This is a genomic window from Oceanospirillum sanctuarii, from assembly GCF_002150805.1.
Lineage (GTDB): Bacteria > Pseudomonadota > Gammaproteobacteria > Pseudomonadales > Halomonadaceae > Oceanospirillum > Oceanospirillum sanctuarii.
Window position 1 is genome coordinate 195,790 of record NZ_MTBA01000001.1, and the last position, 17,723, is coordinate 213,512.

Annotated in this window: 15 protein-coding genes; 9 read left to right on the forward strand and 6 right to left on the reverse strand. The window is 51.3% G+C overall.

What is annotated here, in order from left to right; all coding sequences use genetic code 11:
- Nucleotides 1-17: 17 nt before the first annotated feature.
- Nucleotides 18-956, reverse strand: coding sequence for a LysR family transcriptional regulator (locus BV405_RS00910; RefSeq protein WP_086479478.1), 939 nt, complete (start codon nucleotides 954-956; stop codon nucleotides 18-20).
- 285 nt (nucleotides 957-1,241) lie between these two features.
- Here BV405_RS00910 and BV405_RS00915 point away from each other — a divergent pair, with 285 nt between their 5' ends.
- The 3 genes from BV405_RS00915 (at nucleotide 1,242) to BV405_RS00925 (ending at nucleotide 4,403) form a co-directional block, all read left to right on the forward strand.
- On the forward strand, nucleotides 1,242-2,297 hold the full coding sequence (locus BV405_RS00915; RefSeq protein WP_425435124.1) for a TRAP transporter substrate-binding protein: 1,056 nt from the start codon (nucleotides 1,242-1,244) through the stop codon (nucleotides 2,295-2,297).
- A 217-nt stretch (nucleotides 2,298-2,514) separates the two neighbouring features.
- Nucleotides 2,515-3,072: a TRAP transporter small permease subunit gene (locus BV405_RS00920; protein WP_217895541.1), complete on the forward strand. Its 558-nt coding sequence runs from the start codon at nucleotides 2,515-2,517 to the stop codon at nucleotides 3,070-3,072.
- A 5-nt stretch (nucleotides 3,073-3,077) separates the two neighbouring features.
- Nucleotides 3,078-4,403, forward strand: coding sequence for a TRAP transporter large permease (locus BV405_RS00925; protein ID WP_086479481.1), 1,326 nt, complete (start codon nucleotides 3,078-3,080; stop codon nucleotides 4,401-4,403).
- 134 nt (nucleotides 4,404-4,537) lie between these two features.
- Here the strand turns inward: BV405_RS00925 and BV405_RS00930 are convergent, their stop codons facing one another.
- Nucleotides 4,538-5,518, reverse strand: coding sequence for a DMT family transporter (locus BV405_RS00930; protein WP_086478973.1), 981 nt, complete (start codon nucleotides 5,516-5,518; stop codon nucleotides 4,538-4,540).
- Between the two features lie 344 nt (nucleotides 5,519-5,862).
- On the opposite strand from BV405_RS00930, the gene BV405_RS00935 reads away from it, so the two are divergent.
- Entirely contained in the window at nucleotides 5,863-7,452 is a 1,590-nt protein-coding gene (locus BV405_RS00935; protein ID WP_086478974.1) for an ABC-F family ATPase, read from the forward strand.
- 156 nt (nucleotides 7,453-7,608) lie between these two features.
- A complete protein-coding gene (locus tag BV405_RS00940) occupies nucleotides 7,609-8,376 on the forward strand; it encodes a pseudouridine synthase (RefSeq protein WP_086478975.1) in 768 nt (255 codons plus the stop codon).
- Nucleotides 8,377-8,425: 49 nt separating this feature from the next.
- Here the strand turns inward: BV405_RS00940 and BV405_RS00945 are convergent, their stop codons facing one another.
- Nucleotides 8,426-9,361, reverse strand: coding sequence for an AraC family transcriptional regulator (locus tag BV405_RS00945; protein ID WP_086478976.1), 936 nt, complete (start codon nucleotides 9,359-9,361; stop codon nucleotides 8,426-8,428).
- A gap of 225 nt (nucleotides 9,362-9,586) precedes the next feature.
- On the opposite strand from BV405_RS00945, the gene BV405_RS00950 reads away from it, so the two are divergent.
- Nucleotides 9,587-10,552, forward strand: a complete 966-nt coding sequence (locus tag BV405_RS00950) for an alpha/beta hydrolase (protein ID WP_217895542.1) — start codon at nucleotides 9,587-9,589, stop codon at nucleotides 10,550-10,552.
- Between the two features lie 21 nt (nucleotides 10,553-10,573).
- Here the strand turns inward: BV405_RS00950 and BV405_RS00955 are convergent, their stop codons facing one another.
- Nucleotides 10,574-11,158, reverse strand: coding sequence for an HAD family hydrolase (locus BV405_RS00955; protein ID WP_086478977.1), 585 nt, complete (start codon nucleotides 11,156-11,158; stop codon nucleotides 10,574-10,576).
- 284 nt (nucleotides 11,159-11,442) lie between these two features.
- Here BV405_RS00955 and BV405_RS00960 point away from each other — a divergent pair, with 284 nt between their 5' ends.
- Together BV405_RS00960 and BV405_RS00965 are read left to right on the forward strand one after the other, a co-directional pair.
- Nucleotides 11,443-11,649, forward strand: coding sequence for a cold-shock protein (locus BV405_RS00960; RefSeq protein WP_078319808.1), 207 nt, complete (start codon nucleotides 11,443-11,445; stop codon nucleotides 11,647-11,649).
- Nucleotides 11,650-11,794: 145 nt separating this feature from the next.
- A complete protein-coding gene (locus tag BV405_RS00965; protein ID WP_086478978.1) occupies nucleotides 11,795-12,277 on the forward strand; it encodes an FKBP-type peptidyl-prolyl cis-trans isomerase in 483 nt (160 codons plus the stop codon).
- 117 nt (nucleotides 12,278-12,394) lie between these two features.
- On the opposite strand, the gene BV405_RS00970 is transcribed toward BV405_RS00965, so the two are convergent.
- Nucleotides 12,395-14,893 carry a response regulator gene (locus BV405_RS00970; protein WP_176329993.1) on the reverse strand — a complete coding sequence of 833 codons (2,499 nt, stop codon included), beginning with the start codon at nucleotides 14,891-14,893 and terminating at the stop codon, nucleotides 12,395-12,397.
- Nucleotides 14,894-15,086: 193 nt separating this feature from the next.
- Nucleotides 15,087-16,154: an AraC family transcriptional regulator gene (locus BV405_RS00975; RefSeq protein WP_217895543.1), complete on the reverse strand. Its 1,068-nt coding sequence runs from the start codon at nucleotides 16,152-16,154 to the stop codon at nucleotides 15,087-15,089.
- A 331-nt stretch (nucleotides 16,155-16,485) separates the two neighbouring features.
- Between BV405_RS00975 and BV405_RS00980 the strand changes: the two genes are divergently transcribed.
- Nucleotides 16,486-17,670: an acyl-CoA dehydrogenase family protein gene (locus BV405_RS00980; RefSeq protein ID WP_086478980.1), complete on the forward strand. Its 1,185-nt coding sequence runs from the start codon at nucleotides 16,486-16,488 to the stop codon at nucleotides 17,668-17,670.
- Nucleotides 17,671-17,723 lie beyond the last annotated feature (53 nt).

A 17,723-nucleotide genomic window follows, 5' to 3' on the forward strand; every position in this document is an offset into this window, starting at 1 on the left:
TTCAGATCTCTGATTGATCAATAGGGCGGTATCTCTGTGGAGTTACCAAAGTACTGATAAATGGTTTCCAAAAATAATGTCTTTGCTCTATTTGGCTTTTTCATCTGTTTGTAGATCACCGCTGCGCCCAGTGTGAAATGCTTGTGCTGCTGGGCAATCGCTTTCAGTTCGCCCTTTTCCACGTAGGGTTGGGCAACTTCCTCCGGCAGGAAGCAGATAAATTCGCCGCTCAGTGCCAGCGCGATACGGGATTCATAATGGTAGGAGCTGCCCGCCAGATTCATCTCGCTCAGCTGGTCGTAGATCTCTTCATGGGGTTGCAGCCCTGCGTGCACCAGTTTGGCGCTGCAGATCATCTCGTTGGTGATGGCGTCATCATCAAGGTGATAGAAGGGGTGATCCTTAGCGCAGTAGAGATAGTTGTTATCGCTGAACAGATGGATGTAGTTCAGCCCCTGCAGTTTGCGGTGGTAGGGGATAAAGGCGATATCCAGATCACCGTTCAGTACCTGACGCTCCATATCCCGCATGTGCTCCACTTCAAAGCTCAGGGTCACTTTGGGTGCGGCTTTACAGTAGGCGCGCATCACTTCCGGAATTCGACAGCGCTCATCGGTGCTGTAGGTGTCGCTCAGGGCGATACGCAGCTGACCGGCCGGGCTTTCACCCAGATTGTTCAGGGTGCTGCGGAACTGATCCAGCTGAGCGAGTAGTTGCTTACTTTCTTCATACACCACAGCGCCTTCGTCGGTCAGCAGAAAACCACCGCGTCCCCGTTTGCACAGGGGCATGCCCAGTCGGGCTTCAAGGCTGGCGATATGGTTACTGACGGTAGGGCGGCTGATATTGAGTTCCGCAGCGGCAGAGGTAAAGCCGCCACTTTCAACCACGGTTTTGAAGAGTTTGAGCTGCTTCAGTTCATAGTCACTGATCTGACCCAGAGATGGCTTTTTCATAGAAGGCCTCATCTGATTCTGCCCGATAATCATGCTTGGCTGCTCTAAAAGGGTGCATATAAAGCAGCAAGAGGAAGTAGCGATTAGTGGAAAGTTCCACCTTAAAGGGTAACGCATGGTCAACCTTAGCAGGGTTATGTGGTTTGTTGCGTAAAAAAAGTCAAACCTTTGGGTAGATATTGGTTGGTTTAACCCTGAATTGCCTTTTGTGATGATCTGCCGGCGCAAGGGGTAAGCCGAAAAGGCTACTTAATAAAAAACTATAAAAGATCAGGTGAGACGATAATGTTTTTAAAAAATACGTCCTCTAAAAAGACCATGCTTGAAGCATTGGGTCGCTATAAAAAGAAAATTTCCGCAACGGCACTGGCTCTGACACTGGGTGTGACAGGCATTACGCAGGCTTCTGCAGCTGAGCACAACTGGCGCTTCAGCAACCTTTACAGCCGTGGTACCGCTTTCGGTGAAGTGTACGAAAGCCTGGCGAAAAACATCGAGAAAGAGTCCGGCGGCCGTATTAAGGTTCAGGTTCTTTACTCTGGCGAAGGCGTTGGCACCAGCGGTCTGCTGGGTGCGGTTAAGTCCGGCCTGATCACCATGGGTGCTCCTTTCCAGTCTATGCACGCCGGTGAGCTGCCTGCAGGCGTGGTTGAGATCGGTCTGCCGGGCGGTACAGATGATCCTAAAGAGCTGCAGGCTCTGTTCCACGAAAAAGGTTTTGGCGAGGTACTGACCAAAGCTTATGGTTCACAGGGTATGGTTTGGCTGGAACCCTACATCCAACCACCGGTTTACATTCTGACTAAAAAACCGATCAACTCCGTTGAAGATTTCAAAGGCCTGAAGATACGTGCGCCGGGTGCTTACGGTAAGTTCCTGCGTAATCTGGGTGCGTCTCCTGTTTCTCTGGCATGGAGCGAGATCTACACCTCTCTGGCGACTGGCGTAATCGATGGTTCTATCGGTTCTAACATGATCGACCACCGCGATGGTAACCACGTTGAAGTGGCAAAATACATGTACCGTCTGCCTCTGGCCGGCGCACAGGTTCTGCCGATCGTTGTTAACCGCAATGCCTGGAAGAAGCTGCCGGATGACCTGAAAGCTGCGGTTCGCAAAGCGACTGAAATTCATGCGGAAGATCAGCTGCGTCTGTCCCGTCAGTGGGAATCTGAAGCGGTTGAACAGATGGAAGCTAAAGGCCTGAAATGGAGCCCTGAGCCAAGTGCAGCAGACAAGAAATCATGGGCTGATGCCGGTGCAAGTCTGTGGGACGAGTACGCTGCTAAGGATAAGTACAGCAAACAGTTGATCGATATTCTTCGCAAAGAGCAGATGTAAGCAGGAGCCAAGCATCTGGCACAAAGGATGCTACGTTCTGATTTAACGCTTACATGATGGAGAGCGCCTTAGGGCGCTCTCTGTGCTCCGATTGATTAGGTAAGCCTACGGATTTGGAAAAACGGTTTGGTAAGCCTTGTTTTGGGTAAGCCAATCTCAGGGATGCCCGTTTTAGGTAAATTTACAGTTAGGTAAACCTCTTTTTTGGTAAATAATAATGACTGCATTCCTCAGAAACCTATGCCAGCTGGTGGATCTGATTGTCCGCTTGTGTGGTAAAGCTGCAGCCTATCTGATGCCGGTTCTGGCATTTGTTGTCGCCTTCGAGGTGTTCTCCCGTTACGTGTTAAACAGCCCGACTATTTGGGCGTTTGATCTGTCACTGTTTCTTTTCGGCTACATTGCCGCGCTGGGTGGTGCCTACGCACAGCAACAGCGGGCGCATATCAATGTGGATATTCTCTATTTCCGCGTCTCTAAAAAATCCCGCGCTGTGTTCAATCTGGTTTCATGGGCGCTGGGTATCTTCTTCCTGATTCTGGTGATTCAGATGTGCTTCGGTAAGTTTGAAGAAGCAATTGAATACGACTACCGCCGTCAGAGTGAGTGGGCACCGCCTATGTTCCATTTCTGGATCATGATGATGGTTGCTGCAGGTCTGTTTGTGGCTCAGCTGGGTCGCGACATGCTGGCTGAGGCTTACTATCTGCTGGCTGGTCAGCCGCTGATTGTAAAAGACGATAAAGAAAGTGCTGAAGAAGAGGCGGGTGAATAATGGATCTGGGTATTGAAGCATTAACCGGCGTACTGCTGGTCTGTATTTTCTTCTTCTTCGCACTGGGTGCTCAGGTCGGTCTGGCACTGGGCGGTATCGCCATGGGCGTGGGCTATATGGTTTGGGGCGATGGCCTGTTCAATATTATCCCCTCAACCATAGAGTCGACCTATTTCAGCTTTATTCTGCTGGCGATTCCTCTGTACATCTACATGGGACAGCTGCTGACCAAGTCCGGCATCGGTGATGCCATGTTCAACTTCAGTCAGCTGATTGTAGGTAAGGTGCGCGGCTCTCTGGCGATCAGTGTGATCGGTGTTTGCTCCATGATTGGTGCCATGGTGGGCATTATCGGCGCGGGTATTATGACCTCGGGTTCCATTGCCCTTAAGCCGATGCTGGATCGTGGCTACGATCGTAAGCTGGCGCTGGGGGTGATCATGGCCGGTGGTGGTCTGGGTATTCTGATTCCGCCAAGTATCCCTATGATCATGTTCGCGGCTTCTACTCAGAACTCCGTAGGTCGTATGTTCCTTGGCGCTATGATGCCGGCACTGCTGACGGTGTTCTGTCTGATGGCTTATGTGGTGATCAGCTGCTGGCTGAAGCCGGAAAAAGCCCCGCTGGATGAGCATCAGGATGACTTTGTTCCCCATACGCCCAGTGAGCGTTTCCGTGTGATCCGCGATGGCCTTTTCTCACTGCTGCTGATCGTGGCGGTACTGGGCAGCATCATTACCGGTATTGCCACGCCAACGGAATCCGGTGCGATTGGTGTGATGGGCGCGATTATTCTGGCGATCCTGTTTAAACGCTTTAAGTGGGATATGTTCCGGGCCGCAGGTCTGCAAACCGGTACTTTGGTTAGTGTGGCGATGTGGATCATCTTTGGTGCGTCGATATTCAGTAACTTCCATCTGTTGATGGGCGTACAGAATATGGTGGCAGACTTTACCAATGGTCTGGATATGCCGCCGATCATGATCATCATTATGTTCCAGCTGATCATGCTGCTGCTGGGCTTTATCATCGACGAGTTCATTATCGTTCTGATGTGTGCGCCACTGTTTACGCCGATTGCAGTTTCGCTGGGTTATGACCCTATCTGGTTCGGTGTACTCATGATCCTGAATATTCTGATTGCGGTACAGACACCGCCTTATGGCTTTGCGCTCTTCTATCTGAAGGGTATCGCTCCGGCGGGCATCGGCATGGGCGAGATCTACCGTTCGGTGACGCCGTTTGTTCTGATCAACGTATTCGTTCTGATTCTTTGCATGGTGTTCCCGGATATCGTGCTTTGGTTACCGAATACTGTAATGGATGGCTAAGCGCTTATCCCGGGGAAGCTGTTGAGCAGCAGATAGCCCGGCTATCGGTAAAGGAATGCATCTTTAAGCAAAAAGCCGCTTCGGAAGAAGCGGCTTTTTGCGTTTATGCTCTTATCTTCATAGTCGGGAGCGCTTTACGGCACCAGTTCCGTAGGAGGACTTTCCGGTTCCGGTTTACGTCCGGTCTGACATTTCTGTTCGTGGGCGATGACAAACAAGCCCGCGCCCAGAATGATGCCGGTGCCGACTAAGGTCAGGCTGTCGGGGTATTCGCTGAAGACGAGAAAACCCAGCAGGGTGGCGCTGACAATCTCCAGATACTGAAAGGGTGCCAGAGTACTGGCGGCAGAGCGGTGAAATGCCACATTGATCATCAGATAACTGGCGGCAGAAACCGTACCCAATAAAGCCAGCAGCGGCAGGTGAGTGCTGTCCAGTCTGTACCACTGCATCACGGCTTCCTGATTCTGGCTACCGAGGATCAGCAGAATACTCAGGAACAGAATCCCTGCGATACCTGTGCCCGCTTGAATCTGCAGAGGCTGCAGTCGATCACGACATTTACGGATCACGATAAAGTGCAGGGCGTAGCAGAGGGCCGCCAGCATTGGCAGCAGGGCGCTGAAGCCATACAGTTGCCAGTTAGGGCGAATCACCACCATAGCGCCGATCAGACCGACAATGGCCGCCAGATAACGAACCCAGGGTGTTCGTTCCTTCAGAATCAGTCCGGACAGCACCATCAGCAGTAAGGGTTCGATAAAGAAGAGGGCAATAGCATTAGCCACTGGCAGCTCTTTCAGCGACCACATCATAAACGTGATGGCCGAGGTGATCAGAATTCCGGCGAACCCGAGGCGAAGTTTTAGCTCGGACGTTAATCCTGAAAGGGATTTTAAGCCCGCCGAACTGCGTCCCAGAATGAGAAGAATCAGCAGGGTTTGCAGCAGGGTGCGGATAAAACTGACCTGCACAGGGCTCAGGGACTGAGTCAGGATTTTGGCCAGTACATCTACAGAGGGCACCAGCAGCATGGCCAGAATCATAATGATCAGGCCGCTTTGGTTGCTCTGTTGGTCGTTAGGTTGCAGTAGAAAAGAGAAAAAAGTTCGCATAGCCGTTGGCAGGCTCCAGACAAGGGTGGGGCTGTTAACCGTTTTGTATGTGTTGCTTTTTTAACGGTCGTTCTTGGTTTGATCGGCTCTTTTTGGCCGTCTCTTGTCGTCGTTTTCAGCTTCTTTGAGCTGTCATCTGTTCGTTTTACGAATCTTTTATAGTGATCTCTGCGCGCAATTCTGACAGGTGTATTCCCTGTTTTACCCTTTGCTGATTTTATCTTTGGTGATTCCCTTTCACCTGCTACGCAGACGCGGCATAATACGCGCCTTTTACCGAAGCGGACATACGGGATGTTTCTCCGCCCGGCCGAATAATTAATCAACAGATTCAGGTTATTACCTTGCTGACTACTGCCAATATCACCATGCAATTCGGCGCTAAGCCGCTGTTTGAAAACGTTTCCGTAAAATTTGGTGAAGGAAACCGTTATGGTCTGATCGGAGCCAATGGCTGCGGTAAATCCACTTTTATGAAAATTCTGGGTGGTGATCTTGAGCCAACAGCGGGCAATGTTTCCAAAGACCCGAACGAGCGCATCGGTAAGCTGAAGCAGGATCAGTTCGCTTACGAGCAGTACAGCGTGGTGGATACCGTGATCATGGGTAACACTGAGCTGTGGGCGGTTAAAGAAGAGCGTGATGCGATCTACGCCAAAGCTGAAATGACCGAAGAAGACGGTATCCGTGCCGGTGAGCTGGAAGGTGAGTTTGCCGAGATGGACGGCTATACCGCTGAATCCCGTGCGGGTGAGCTTCTGCTGGGTGTGGGTATTCCTATGGAGCAGCATTATGGCCCTATGAGCGAAGTGGCTCCGGGCTGGAAACTGCGAGTGCTGCTGGCTCAGGTGCTGTTTTCTGATCCGGATATCATGCTGCTGGACGAACCAACCAACAACCTGGATATCAACACCATCCGCTGGTTGGAAGGCGTTCTGAACGAGCGTAACTGCACCATGATCATCATCTCGCACGACCGTCACTTCCTGAACTCTGTGTGTACGCACATGGCGGATCTGGACTACGGTGAGCTGCGTCTGTACCCGGGTACTTATGATGAGTACATGACGGCAGCAACTCAGGTACGTGAGCGTCAGCTGGCGGATAACGCTAAGAAGAAAGCTCAGATCGCAGATCTGAAAGCTTTTGTGAGTCGTTTCTCCGCTAACGCGTCCAAGTCCAAGCAGGCGACGTCCCGTGCGAAGCAGATCGACAAGATCCAGCTGGAAGATATCAAGCCATCAAGCCGTCAGAACCCATTTATCCGCTTCGAGCAGGAGAAGAAACTGCACCGCTTAGCGCTGGAAGTTGAAGGTCTGGCAAAAAGCTTTGACGAAGAGTTGTTCTCCGGCCTGAACCTGATGGTTGAAGTGGGTGAGCGCATTGCGATTATTGGTCCTAACGGTATCGGTAAATCCACGCTGCTGAAATGTCTGGTGGGTGATCTGGAGCCAACGGCAGGTACGGTTAAGTGGTCTGAAAACCACAAGCTGGGCTACTACGCGCAGGATCACGCCGCTGACTTTGAAGCGGATAAAACGCTGCTGGACTGGATGGGTGACTGGGGTCAGGAAGGTGATGACGAGCAGGTGATTCGCGGTACCCTGGGTCGTTTGTTGTTCTCCCAGAAGGATATCGATAAGTCCGTTAAAGTGATCTCCGGTGGTGAGCAGGGCCGTATGCTGTTCGGTAAGATCATGCTGCAGCGTCCGAATATCCTGCTGATGGATGAGCCGACCAACCACCTGGATATGGAATCCATTGAGTCTCTGAACCTTGCGCTGGAAAACTACGAAGGCACTCTGCTGTTCGTATCCCACGACCGTGAGTTCGTATCCTCGCTGGCAACCCGTATTATCGAGATTACACCAACGGGTATTGTGGACTTCCACGGCACCTACGATGACTACCTGAAAAGTCAGGGTGTTAACTGATAGTTGTTAACGGATAGCTGATTGCAGGAGTCAGATTGTCGTGTAAACGATTAATCTGTCCCTGATCTGATGCCGGTTTGTTGGTGCTGTCTGCAAAGACAGGGCTGAGCAAACCGGCATTTTTATTGCCCGAATGTCCGATGATGATTGAAAGCTATGAGCCAATCGAAAAAGAACCGTCTTGATCGTTTTATCAGTCAGACCCTGTTTGAGCGTGATCCGTCCCGACCGGTGAGCAAAAAGCAGGTGCGCCTGTTAGCGGCGCAGAACCGGATTTTTGTAGACGGTGAACCGGCAAAAAGCACCGGTCAGCCGATCGATTTTTTCAGCCGTATTGAGCTGGATGGCGAACTGCTGCAGAACAACTGGCCGCTATATCTGATGCTGCATAAGCCGGTAGGCGTGGTCACAGCAGCCACCCATGAGGAGCACAAAACTGTTATCGATCTGATCGACCATCCCCATAAAGATCAGCTGCACTATGCCGGACGACTGGATCTGAACACTTCCGGGCTTCTTCTTTTGACCAATGATGGTGACTGGTCAACTGCACTGACACTGCCGGATAAATCGGTGGAGAAGTGCTATGAGGTTGAGCTGGCGCGCCCGGTGACAGAGGAATATGTACAGGCTTTTGAGCAGGGTATCTGGTTTGACTACGAAGGGGTTACCACGCGTCCCGCCCGGCTTGAGATTCTGGATGATCATCACGCCAGAGTCTGGCTCACCGAGGGGCGTTATCATCAGGTTAAGCGGATGTTTGGTCACTTCCGTAATGAGGTGGTGAAACTGCACCGCAGCTCCTTGGGTTCACTCAAGCTGGATCCTGTGTTGCAGCCGGGACAATGGCGGGAACTGACATTGGAAGAGCTGCTGGCTTTGAAGGAGGAAGGCGCGCCCTTTCAAAGGCAAACGTCTCGCTGACATCCAGACCTCTTACCGGCGAAAATAAATCCCTGTTAAGAACTAACTGCTAAGCGCTGGCCTGCAGCTGCTTTTTCATATTCTCAATATCCCGCTTTGGCGGAGAACCAAACAGGCGGCTGTATTCACGGCTGAACTGTGACGGGCTTTCGTAACCTACCTGATAAGCAGCACTGGAAGCATCCAGATGTTCATTCAACATCAGGCGTTTTGCCTCATTTAATCGCATCCATTTCTGATACTGCAAAGGGCTCATACCGGTCAGCTGACGGAAGTGATGGTGAAAGGTTGGCGTGCTCATTTGTACCCGTGCCGCCAGATCATCCACCCGCAAGGGCTCACTGTAGTGCACTTTGAGCCAGTCGATGGCTTTGGAGATACGATGTCCCTGACTGTCTACGGATGCGATCTGGCGCAGACGGGCTGCCTGATCGGTTTGCAGCAGGCGAAAGTGAATCTCCCGGATAATCAGAGGAGCCAGCGCACCCAAGGCTTCAGGCTCGTTCAACAGATCCAGCAGACGACGGAAAGGGTCGATGATGGGAGAGGAAACATCGCTTAACCAGATGCCAACGCCTTTGTCAGCCGGGCTTTTATTGGATTGCCCCGGTGCGCCTTGGGCAATCAGCTCGGCAATCAGACGAAGATCCAGTCTTAGCATCAGACCCAGACAGGGAGCTTCTGCACTGGCTTCCACAACCTGGGAGCTGGCGGGCAGGTCCAGTGAGGTGATCAGAAACCGGCTGGTATTATAGGGAAATGCCTGACCGGAGAGGTTGATCTGCTTACGACCACTGACCAGTAAGACAACGCTGGGTTCGATCAGACAGATCTCCGGCTGAGTCAGGTTATCCCGTCTGAAAAGTCCCAGCTCAGGCAGTTCGGTTGAAAAGTCGCCGGTTCTATCACAGCGGCTGCTGATCACCTTTGCCATTCCGTCGTACATGCTCTGGATATCAGGACTGACCTGAAACGAATCACTCATTCTGTTTGCCTCACTGACCGCCTTTTAACTGAGTTTTATCTTATCGCTATCCTTGCCTGTTTGCTTGCTATCGCCTGAAGATCCAGAGGATCAGGCAATAAATCCAGCGTTTTCTGATAACGATAGACTCCCTGTCACCGGAATAATGCATCCATCGGCAGTGAAGGAAGTCGTCACAACTTCTTCGTTGCAACTCAATGGCTTTATTTCAGGAGACGTTTTTTTATGTCTATCGGTTCCGATAACTTCTATATCAGCGATCTGGTTCAGGTTGAGAAAGTAACTTTTCAGAATCAGTTCAAAATGCAGGTTGCGGGCAACTTGTTTGTCCCTAAAGATCTGGAGGCTTCAAAAGAGACGGCCGCTCTGGTGGTTGGTCATCCTATGGGGGCGGTCAAAGAGCAGGCGGCTAATCTGTATGCGACTAAGATGGCGGAAGCAGGTTTTGTAACCCTGGCGCTGGATCTGCCATTTTGGGGTGAAAGTGCTGGCGAACCGCGCAATCTGGTGGCACCGGATCTGTACGCCGAAGGTTTCAGTGCTGCCGTGGACTTTCTGCGCAGCAAGCCTTTTGTGAATAAAGAGCAGATCGGTGGCATTGGTGTATGCGGCAGCGGTGGTTTCCTGATCAGTGCCGCAAAAATCGACCCGCGCATCAAGGCAGTTGCCACCATCAGTATGTATGACATGGGCGGTGCGACCCGAAACGGTCTGGGTAATTCGATCTCGGCAGAGATGCGTCAGCAGATGATTGCTGAGGCTGCTGCTCAGCGTGATGTGGAGTTCGCCGGTGGTGAAACCCAATACACGGGTGGTTGCCCTCATGAGATCGATGAAGATTCCCATCCGATCGCTAAGGAATTTTATGACTTCTACCGTACGCCACGAGGTGAGTTTACACCTAAGGGCTCAAGCCCTGCGCTGACCACGCATCCGACCTTGAGCAGCAACACCCGCTTCCTGAATTTCTACCCGTTCAACGATATTGAGCACATCTCTCCGCGCCCACTGTTGTTTATCGCAGGTGAGCAGGCTCACTCTCTGGAGTTCAGTGAGCAGGCTTACGAGCTGGCTTCTCAGCCAAAAGAGTTGCTGTTGGTGAAAGGTTGTGGTCACGTGGATCTGTATGACGGTACTCAGGTGATCCCGTTTGAAAAGCTGGAAAGCTTCTTCAACCACGCGTTTAACTGAGCACAGCAACCGAGAACAGGGTTAGCCTGCCTTTAATAACCCGGTCAGTTCATCAAAATGGCGGATCACGAGATCTGCCTGGTGGGCGTAATCTGGTAGTTCGTCCGGTGCATAAAGGCAGGAGTGCATACCTGCATTGTTGGCGGCTTCCACGTCGTAACGGAAGTCGCCGACATACATCACCTGCTCAGGTTTTAGTCGCCATTCGCTGGCGATCAGCAGGAGCGCAGTCGGATCAGGTTTTGCCGGAGCTTCTTCCCGGGTGATAACCCGGGTGATCGGCATAGCGTTGTTGCGGATCTTGATCTGAGCCGCCTGCTGAAAGTTGCGGGTGACTATCGCCATGGGATAGTTGAGGCGGTTAAGGGATTCGACAAACGCTTTGGCTCCGGGAATCCAGTCAGCCTGATGGGCATCATCCAGCTCATGCTGTTCAATAATGCTGTGGGCCCGATCTTTCAGATAGGGATCATCAAGGGCTGCGGTAAAAGCCAGAATGTCCTCATCGGGAGGGCAGGCAACCTGCTCCCTTAACCATTTAAAGTCCAGTGCAGAAGAGACCAGAGTGCCATCCAAATCGAAGATTACCCCTTTAATATTTTGCATACGTTCGCTCTCCTGATGGATTATTTGGCTGGCTAAAGCCTGATTATTCAATACGTTATAGCAGTTATTCAGAGCACTTTCATGCCGGAAAATAACCTTAGACAGAGGGTACTAACTGTGTATAATGACCTTGTCTGAAAGCAAGTCTGTATTTATGCACCATTTCGATGTCTTCTCTTTAGTAAGTACCTCGTCCTGTTTTCCATAAGTAATAGCACGACTTCCAGAAAAACCGCTTCAATGACGAAGCAACAAAATTACTCTTGAATGACAGGAATTTAATCATGTCTAAAGTTACTGGCACTGTTAAATGGTTCAACGAATCTAAAGGTTTTGGTTTCATCGAGCAGGAAAGCGGCCCAGACGTATTCGCACACTTCTCTGCGATCGTTGGTAACGGTTTCAAAACTCTGCTGGAAGGCCAAAAGGTTGAGTTCAAAGTAACTCAAGGCCAGAAAGGCCCACAGGCTGAAGAAATCGTTGTACTGTAAGACTTTTTAGTCTGACGGTTTAACGGGCTCAAGCCTGGATCAAAAGCTTAATTCGTTAAGTGATTGATCAACAAAAAGCGAAGCTACGGCTTCGCTTTTTGCGTTTTTATGAGTAGCTTTTTTATAAGGTCAGTAAGGTACAGCAATGAGTATTTCTAAAGATAAAGTTGTTCAGTTTTACTACACACTGAAAGATGAAGCGGGCCAGACGCTGGAAAGCAATGTTGGTGCTGATCCGGTTGCTTATCTGCATGGCCATAACAATATGATGCCGGGCGTTGAGAAAGCCCTGGAAGGTCGTGAGGCGGGTGAAGAGTTTTCCGTTACCCTGCCACCGGAAGAGACCTATGGTCTGCGTCGTGAAGACAGTGAGCAGCGCGTTCCGACCAAACACCTGATGGGTGCTAAAAAATGGAAGCCGGGCATGATGGCCGTCGTTCAGACGGAGCAAGGTCAGCGTCAGGTAACTGTTGTTAAAGTAGGTAAGTTTATGGTGACCGTGGATACCAACCATCCTATGGCGGGTAAAACACTGACCTTTGATCTGATCATTGCTGATGTTCGTGATGCAACCTCAGAAGAGATCGCTCACGGTCATGCCCATGGTATTGGTGGCCACCACCACTGACCATGAGGGGCTGAGATTCAGCCGCCCGGAACAGAATATAAAAAGGCGCTTGGTTTACGTATTGTCTTGTACGTACAACCAAAGCGCCTTTTTCATCTTTGTCTATAGGGCATCATCCTACTGGCTGAATAGCCGGGCTTTCATCTCCCGCTCAAAACTCTGGCTTAGTGAGATCAGTTCCGGCAGTTGTTGACGGATTTGGCCTGAGTGTTCCGATTTACTCTGCTCTTCCAGTAGCGTGACCCTCTCCAGCAGTACCTTTGCGGAACAATTTGCTACCAGTCCTTTTAACTGATGCAGGGTCGCAGTCAGTTTGTCATCCGGTGTGTCTGCCAGTTCGGTCAGAATGCGATGAATATCGTCGATAGCGGCTTCCATCACCAGCTGCATCAGTTCCATATCGTCACTGAGTCGGCTGCTGTATTCCGCAAAATCAAAGGCAGGCGCAAGTGTTTCCGATTCTGGAGCTGCCACTGCAGGGGTTGCCAATTCAGGAGATGCAGCTGTTCCGGATGCAGACTCTGTTGGAGTGGGCTCAACAGTATTGGCAACCGCCTGATTTTCTTCCTGTTGGACAATAGGCAGAAAACGGTTCAGTGCTTTTTTCAACTGACCCGGATCGATCGGTTTGGTGAGGAACTCGTCCATGCCTGCATCAAGGCAGCGCTTGCGGTCATCCTGCATCGCATTAGCCGTAAGTGCGATTACCGGTACCTGACTATTGGTTTTAAGTCCTTCCGCTTGGCGCAACTCACGGGTTGTTCTGAAGCCATCCATGACGGGCATCTGGCAGTCCATAAAGATGATATCGAAGTTTTCTTCCCGCATTTTGTGCAGGGCTTCGTAACCGTCGCTGGCGATAGCCACCTCAAGACCCAAGTGGCTCAGTAAGCCTTTAGCAACCACCTGATTGGTTTTGTTATCTTCAGCGATCAGGGCGTATCCGGAATACTGTTGCACCGATGTTGTCTGGTTATCGGAAATTCCCTGATCTGCCGAAACAGTGCCTTGCAGGAGAGCCAGGAGCTCTTCCGGGAACAAAGGTAAGCTGACGGCGCCAAAGTAGGGGCTCAGATCCAGCGTTTTCTGATTTTTGCCCGGTTGGCGCATCAGGATCAGTTTGGGCTTATCGGTTTCTGACCAGTAGTGGCTCAGTTGTTCGCTTAAAGCACCGGTTCTGCTTTGTTCTGCCTCCTCTTCCAGCAGAATATGCGTGTAATTCCGGGTTTGGTTTTCCAGCTGTCTGTAGGCTCTACCGGGGCTTGTGACATCAGCTTCCAGTTTCCATTGGCTGAACAGATCCTGCAGGAATATCTGAGTCGCGGGGCGGGAGTGAATCGCCAGAACTCTTAGTTCATCGGACAGATCCGGTTGTTCTTCATGGTTGAGGTTGACACTTTCCAGAGCGACCTCAAACCAGAAAATAGAGCCTTCACCGTAATGGCTCTGCACACCAATTTTGCCATCCATCATCTCCACCAGCTGTTGGCAGATATTCAGACCCAGGCCGCTACCTCCGTAAAGGTGAGTGGTATCTGAGCAGGCTTGCTGGAAGCGTCGGAACAGTCGGGATAGTTGTTCTTCCGTCAGGCCGATGCCGCTGTCTTTAACTTCAAAGCGCGCGGTCAGTTGCTGGTGGCCGTTCTCGCTGACGGAGTGTTTCGGCGTCAGTTGCAGATCAATGGAGACAAAGCCTTCATGGGTAAACTTGATGGCGTTGCTGATCAGGTTGTTTAACACCTGTCGCAGACGAAGGCTATCGGCCCGAACTCTGCCGCTGGGGATGTGGCGGGCTGGGCAGATCAGCTCGATCATTTTCTCGTTGGCTTTAATGCCATGGGTGGCACCTACTTCAGCCAATAGGGTAGCAAGATCAAACTCTTCGGTTTGCAATTCCAGCTTACCGGCTTCGATGCGGGACAGATCGAGAATATCATTTACCAGTTCGGTCAGCGCATCGGCACTGCCAAGGGCGAGGGAGACCAGATGATTCTGTTCCCGATTCAGCGCCATATTCTGTAGCAGGTGCAGGGTGCCTGAGATGCCATGAATTGGGGTGCGGATCTCGTGGCTCATATTGGACAGAAAATCGCTCTTAAACTGGCTGACGCGATCCAGCTCACGCACTTTCTTCCGCAGCTCCAGCTGAGAGACAACGGCCCGAGCCAGTATGCTCAGGTTATCTTTTTGCTCATCGGTAAGCTTCATCGGATGAGGGGCGATGACACACAGGGTGCCAATAGCAAAACCTTCAGGTGTGATCAGAGGCGCACCGGCATAGAAGCGAATAAAGGGAGCACCCGTTACCAGAGGATTATCCCAGAAGCGTTCATCCTGAAGCGTATCCTGAACTTCCATCACCTCCGGCTTGTGAATTGCGTGGGCGCAGAAGGCGATATCCCGCTCTGTTTCACAGGCATCCAGACCCACTCTGGCTTTAAACCATTGACGTTCCGGATCGATGAGGCTTACCAGCGCGATTGGGGTTTGGCAGATGCGTGATGCCAGAATGGTCAAATCATCAAAGGCTTTCTCCGCTTCGGTATCCAGTACCTGATAGGCTTCGAGTGCTTCTAGACGTTCTTGCTCATTGGCGGGCTGGGTAGGCTTAATCATATAAACAGGGATTCCTGTGGCAGGCACCATCCAATTGGAGCCTGAAAATGATCAGAGATGACGGGGCGAATCAATGTCGGATACCCCAGGTTATATCTGCAATTCAGCAATTATTTCCGCATTGCTTTAATTGTATCAGTAATCCCGAAAATTGGGACGCTGCCAAAGTGTTAGAGGTTTTCTTCCCAAAGGCTTAAAAAGTTCGCTTTTCGGTCGTGCGCCACTGAGAGGGTGAGTGCCCTGTCCAACGTTTAAATGCACGGCAGAAGGCGGCTGTTTCAGAAAAACCTACCCGTTCACTGACATCGTTTACCGACAGGTGCTCAGCAACCAGCAGCTTCATGGCAAAGTCCCGTCTTAATTCCTCTTTCAGATTGCGTAATGAGGTTCCTTCCTCCGTCAGCTTGCGTCTCAGGGTTCTGGGTGCCAGATGCAGCGCTTCACTGATCGCTTCCAATTCCGGCAGCTGATGAAAATCGTATTGCTGCAACAGCATACGCACTCGGGTGGTGAGCCGATCATCCTGTCCCGGCCGATGCAGAATCATAGCGGGGGAGGCTTTAAGAAACCCTGCCAGTTCATCCGGTGTACGTATGATGGGCAGTTGCAGATAACGGGGATGCAGAAAGAAACCGCAGGCTTCGGCTCCATAGATGAGGTTGCCGGTAAACATGGCGCGATATTCTTTCGCATGGGCTGGCGCGGGGTAGTTAAAACAGGTGGCGCTGATAGGAATATGTTGGCCCACCAGCCAGCTGCCGAATCGTTGCCACATCAGCAGCAGAAACTCCTGCAGCAGATGATCCGGATCCATGCCCTGATCATCCAGTTGCAGCCGGTAGAAGATCTGACTTTGCTGGCTGTCATTCAGGCTTTCGCCATCGAGTCTTGCATCAATATGGTGATAAACCGTGCTGTAGAAGCGGGCGCTTTGCTGCAGCATACCGCCCAGGGTATTGGCCTGTTGTGCGAGTTCCGCCATCAGGGCAAAAACGCCATTTTTACAGGCACTGGGTGCCAGCCCCATGAACTCATCTTTGGTGGTGCGCCACACCGCTTTAATCAGATCGCTCAGCTGTTGTTCTGTGATCAGAAAATCAGGATCGTCGGCCTTATCCGCAGGAATATCTGCTGCTTCTAAAAGTGATTGCTCATTCACGCCCTGGGCCAGAGCCCCTGTGATACAGGCGCGAATATAGTGGTTGGCAATATGGCGTTTCTGTCGGCGTTCGGGGACGTCAGTCAGTGCAATAGCGGGCATGGTGCAGTGTCCTTTCTTGTTCCTGAGCCAGGTTCCGTTTCAGTGCTCTGGGAGACGTTTTTTTATTGTTATTTGGGCTGTTTGGTCAGTTTGCTATCAGGCAAATCGAAAACAGCTTCTCAAGGTATGGCATCTCTTATTCTGCGTCCAGCAGCCAGACTGACTGTCCGGTGTTTGGCCGATTAAGTCAATTAAATAGACCGTAAATGTCATTCAGTCTTTTCATAGTCAGGGATTTAATGGCCTGAACAGTCAATCTTTCTCGGGCGTAATTGATTAGATCCTGAGAGAAGAGTGATCAGAATAAGAACGAAACCTGCGGAAAACGACTATGAACGCTTCAGTAGCCCCACATTCTACATCTCAGTATTCCACCCGTATTTATGGCGAAGATGCTCCTCTGTTTGCCGAAATGGTGCAGCGCTTTCTGCAGCAGGAGGTTGAACCTTATTTTGAACAGTGGGAGGCAGATCATCAGGTGCCGCGCCAACTCTGGAACACTTTGGGCGAGGCAGGACTACTGGGTGTGGATCTGCCGGAGGCTTATGGAGGTTCAGGTGCTGAGTTCGAAATCAGTCAGCTGATCTGCGAAGAGATCTCCCGACAGGGTTTTGGTGGTGTAGGCAGCGGCTACAACATCCACGCCAATATTGTGATGCCCTATATCCTGCATATCGGTACGGAAGCTCAAAAGCAGCAGTGGCTGCCAAAAATGGCTTCTGGTGAGGTCGTTGGCGCTATCGCCATGACAGAACCGGGCGCGGGCAGCGACCTTGCGGCCTTAAGAACCCGTGCCGAAAAAGTGCCGGAAGGCTGGAAGATTAACGGCTCCAAGATCTTTATTACCAACGGCTTGCTGGCGGATATGGTGATTGTTTGTGCGAAAACCGATCCGCAGGCGGGTGCCAAAGGCGTCTCCCTGTTTCTGGTGGATGCCAGCCTGCCGGGCTTTTCCAAAGGTAAGGGCATTCACAAGATCGGCCAGCATTCCAGCGATACCGCAGAACTCTTCTTTGAAGATCTGATCGTGCCGGAAGATGCCTTACTGGGTGAGTTGAACAAGGGTTTTGTCTACCTGATGCAGGAGTTGCCCCGGGAGCGTCTTGGTGTCGCCTCTCAGGCATTAGGCGCGATGGAAGGGGCACTGCAACTGACGCTGGATTATGTGCAGGAGCGCAAAGCCTTTGGTCAGCGGATAGGCGATTTTCAGAATACCCGCTTCAAACTGGCAGAAGTGAAAGCCCAGATCGAGCTGGGACGAGCTTACTTTAACCAGTGTATGCAGCGTTACAGCGAAGGTGCGATGAGCGCTACCGACGCCGCCACCCTGAAACTCATGCTGAGTGAGATGCAGTGCAAAACCATCGATGAATGCCTGCAGCTGTTCGGCGGCTACGGTTACACCACCGAATATCCGATCTCCCGCTTCTACGTTGATGCCCGTATTCAGACGATTTATGCCGGTACCTCCGAAATTATGAAAGAGGTGATCGCCCGTTCTTTGCTGGGGCGCTGATCTCTTTTTGGGTCTGATTTAACAGTCTGCCCGTCCCAAACTCCCGATTAAAA

Bases quoted from the DNA above. Each gene is read 5' to 3' on its own strand.
- BV405_RS00910 (WP_086479478.1), bottom strand. From the start codon at position 956: ATGAAAAAGCCATCTCTGGGTCAGATCAGTGACTATGAACTGAAGCAG.
- BV405_RS00915 (WP_425435124.1), top strand. From the start codon at position 1,242: ATGTTTTTAAAAAATACGTCCTCTAAAAAGACCATGCTTGAAGCATTG.
- BV405_RS00920 (WP_217895541.1), top strand. From the start codon at position 2,515: ATGACTGCATTCCTCAGAAACCTATGCCAGCTGGTGGATCTGATTGTC.
- BV405_RS00930 (WP_086478973.1), bottom strand. From the start codon at position 5,518: ATGCGAACTTTTTTCTCTTTTCTACTGCAACCTAACGACCAACAGAGC.
- BV405_RS00940 (WP_086478975.1), top strand. From the start codon at position 7,609: ATGAGCCAATCGAAAAAGAACCGTCTTGATCGTTTTATCAGTCAGACC.
- BV405_RS00945 (WP_086478976.1), bottom strand. From the start codon at position 9,361: ATGAGTGATTCGTTTCAGGTCAGTCCTGATATCCAGAGCATGTACGAC.
- BV405_RS00950 (WP_217895542.1), top strand. From the start codon at position 9,587: ATGTCTATCGGTTCCGATAACTTCTATATCAGCGATCTGGTTCAGGTT.
- BV405_RS00955 (WP_086478977.1), bottom strand. From the start codon at position 11,158: ATGCAAAATATTAAAGGGGTAATCTTCGATTTGGATGGCACTCTGGTC.
- BV405_RS00960 (WP_078319808.1), top strand. From the start codon at position 11,443: ATGTCTAAAGTTACTGGCACTGTTAAATGGTTCAACGAATCTAAAGGT.
- BV405_RS00965 (WP_086478978.1), top strand. From the start codon at position 11,795: ATGAGTATTTCTAAAGATAAAGTTGTTCAGTTTTACTACACACTGAAA.
- BV405_RS00970 (WP_176329993.1), bottom strand. From the start codon at position 14,893: ATGATTAAGCCTACCCAGCCCGCCAATGAGCAAGAACGTCTAGAAGCA.
- BV405_RS00975 (WP_217895543.1), bottom strand. From the start codon at position 16,154: ATGCCCGCTATTGCACTGACTGACGTCCCCGAACGCCGACAGAAACGC.
- BV405_RS00980 (WP_086478980.1), top strand. From the start codon at position 16,486: ATGAACGCTTCAGTAGCCCCACATTCTACATCTCAGTATTCCACCCGT.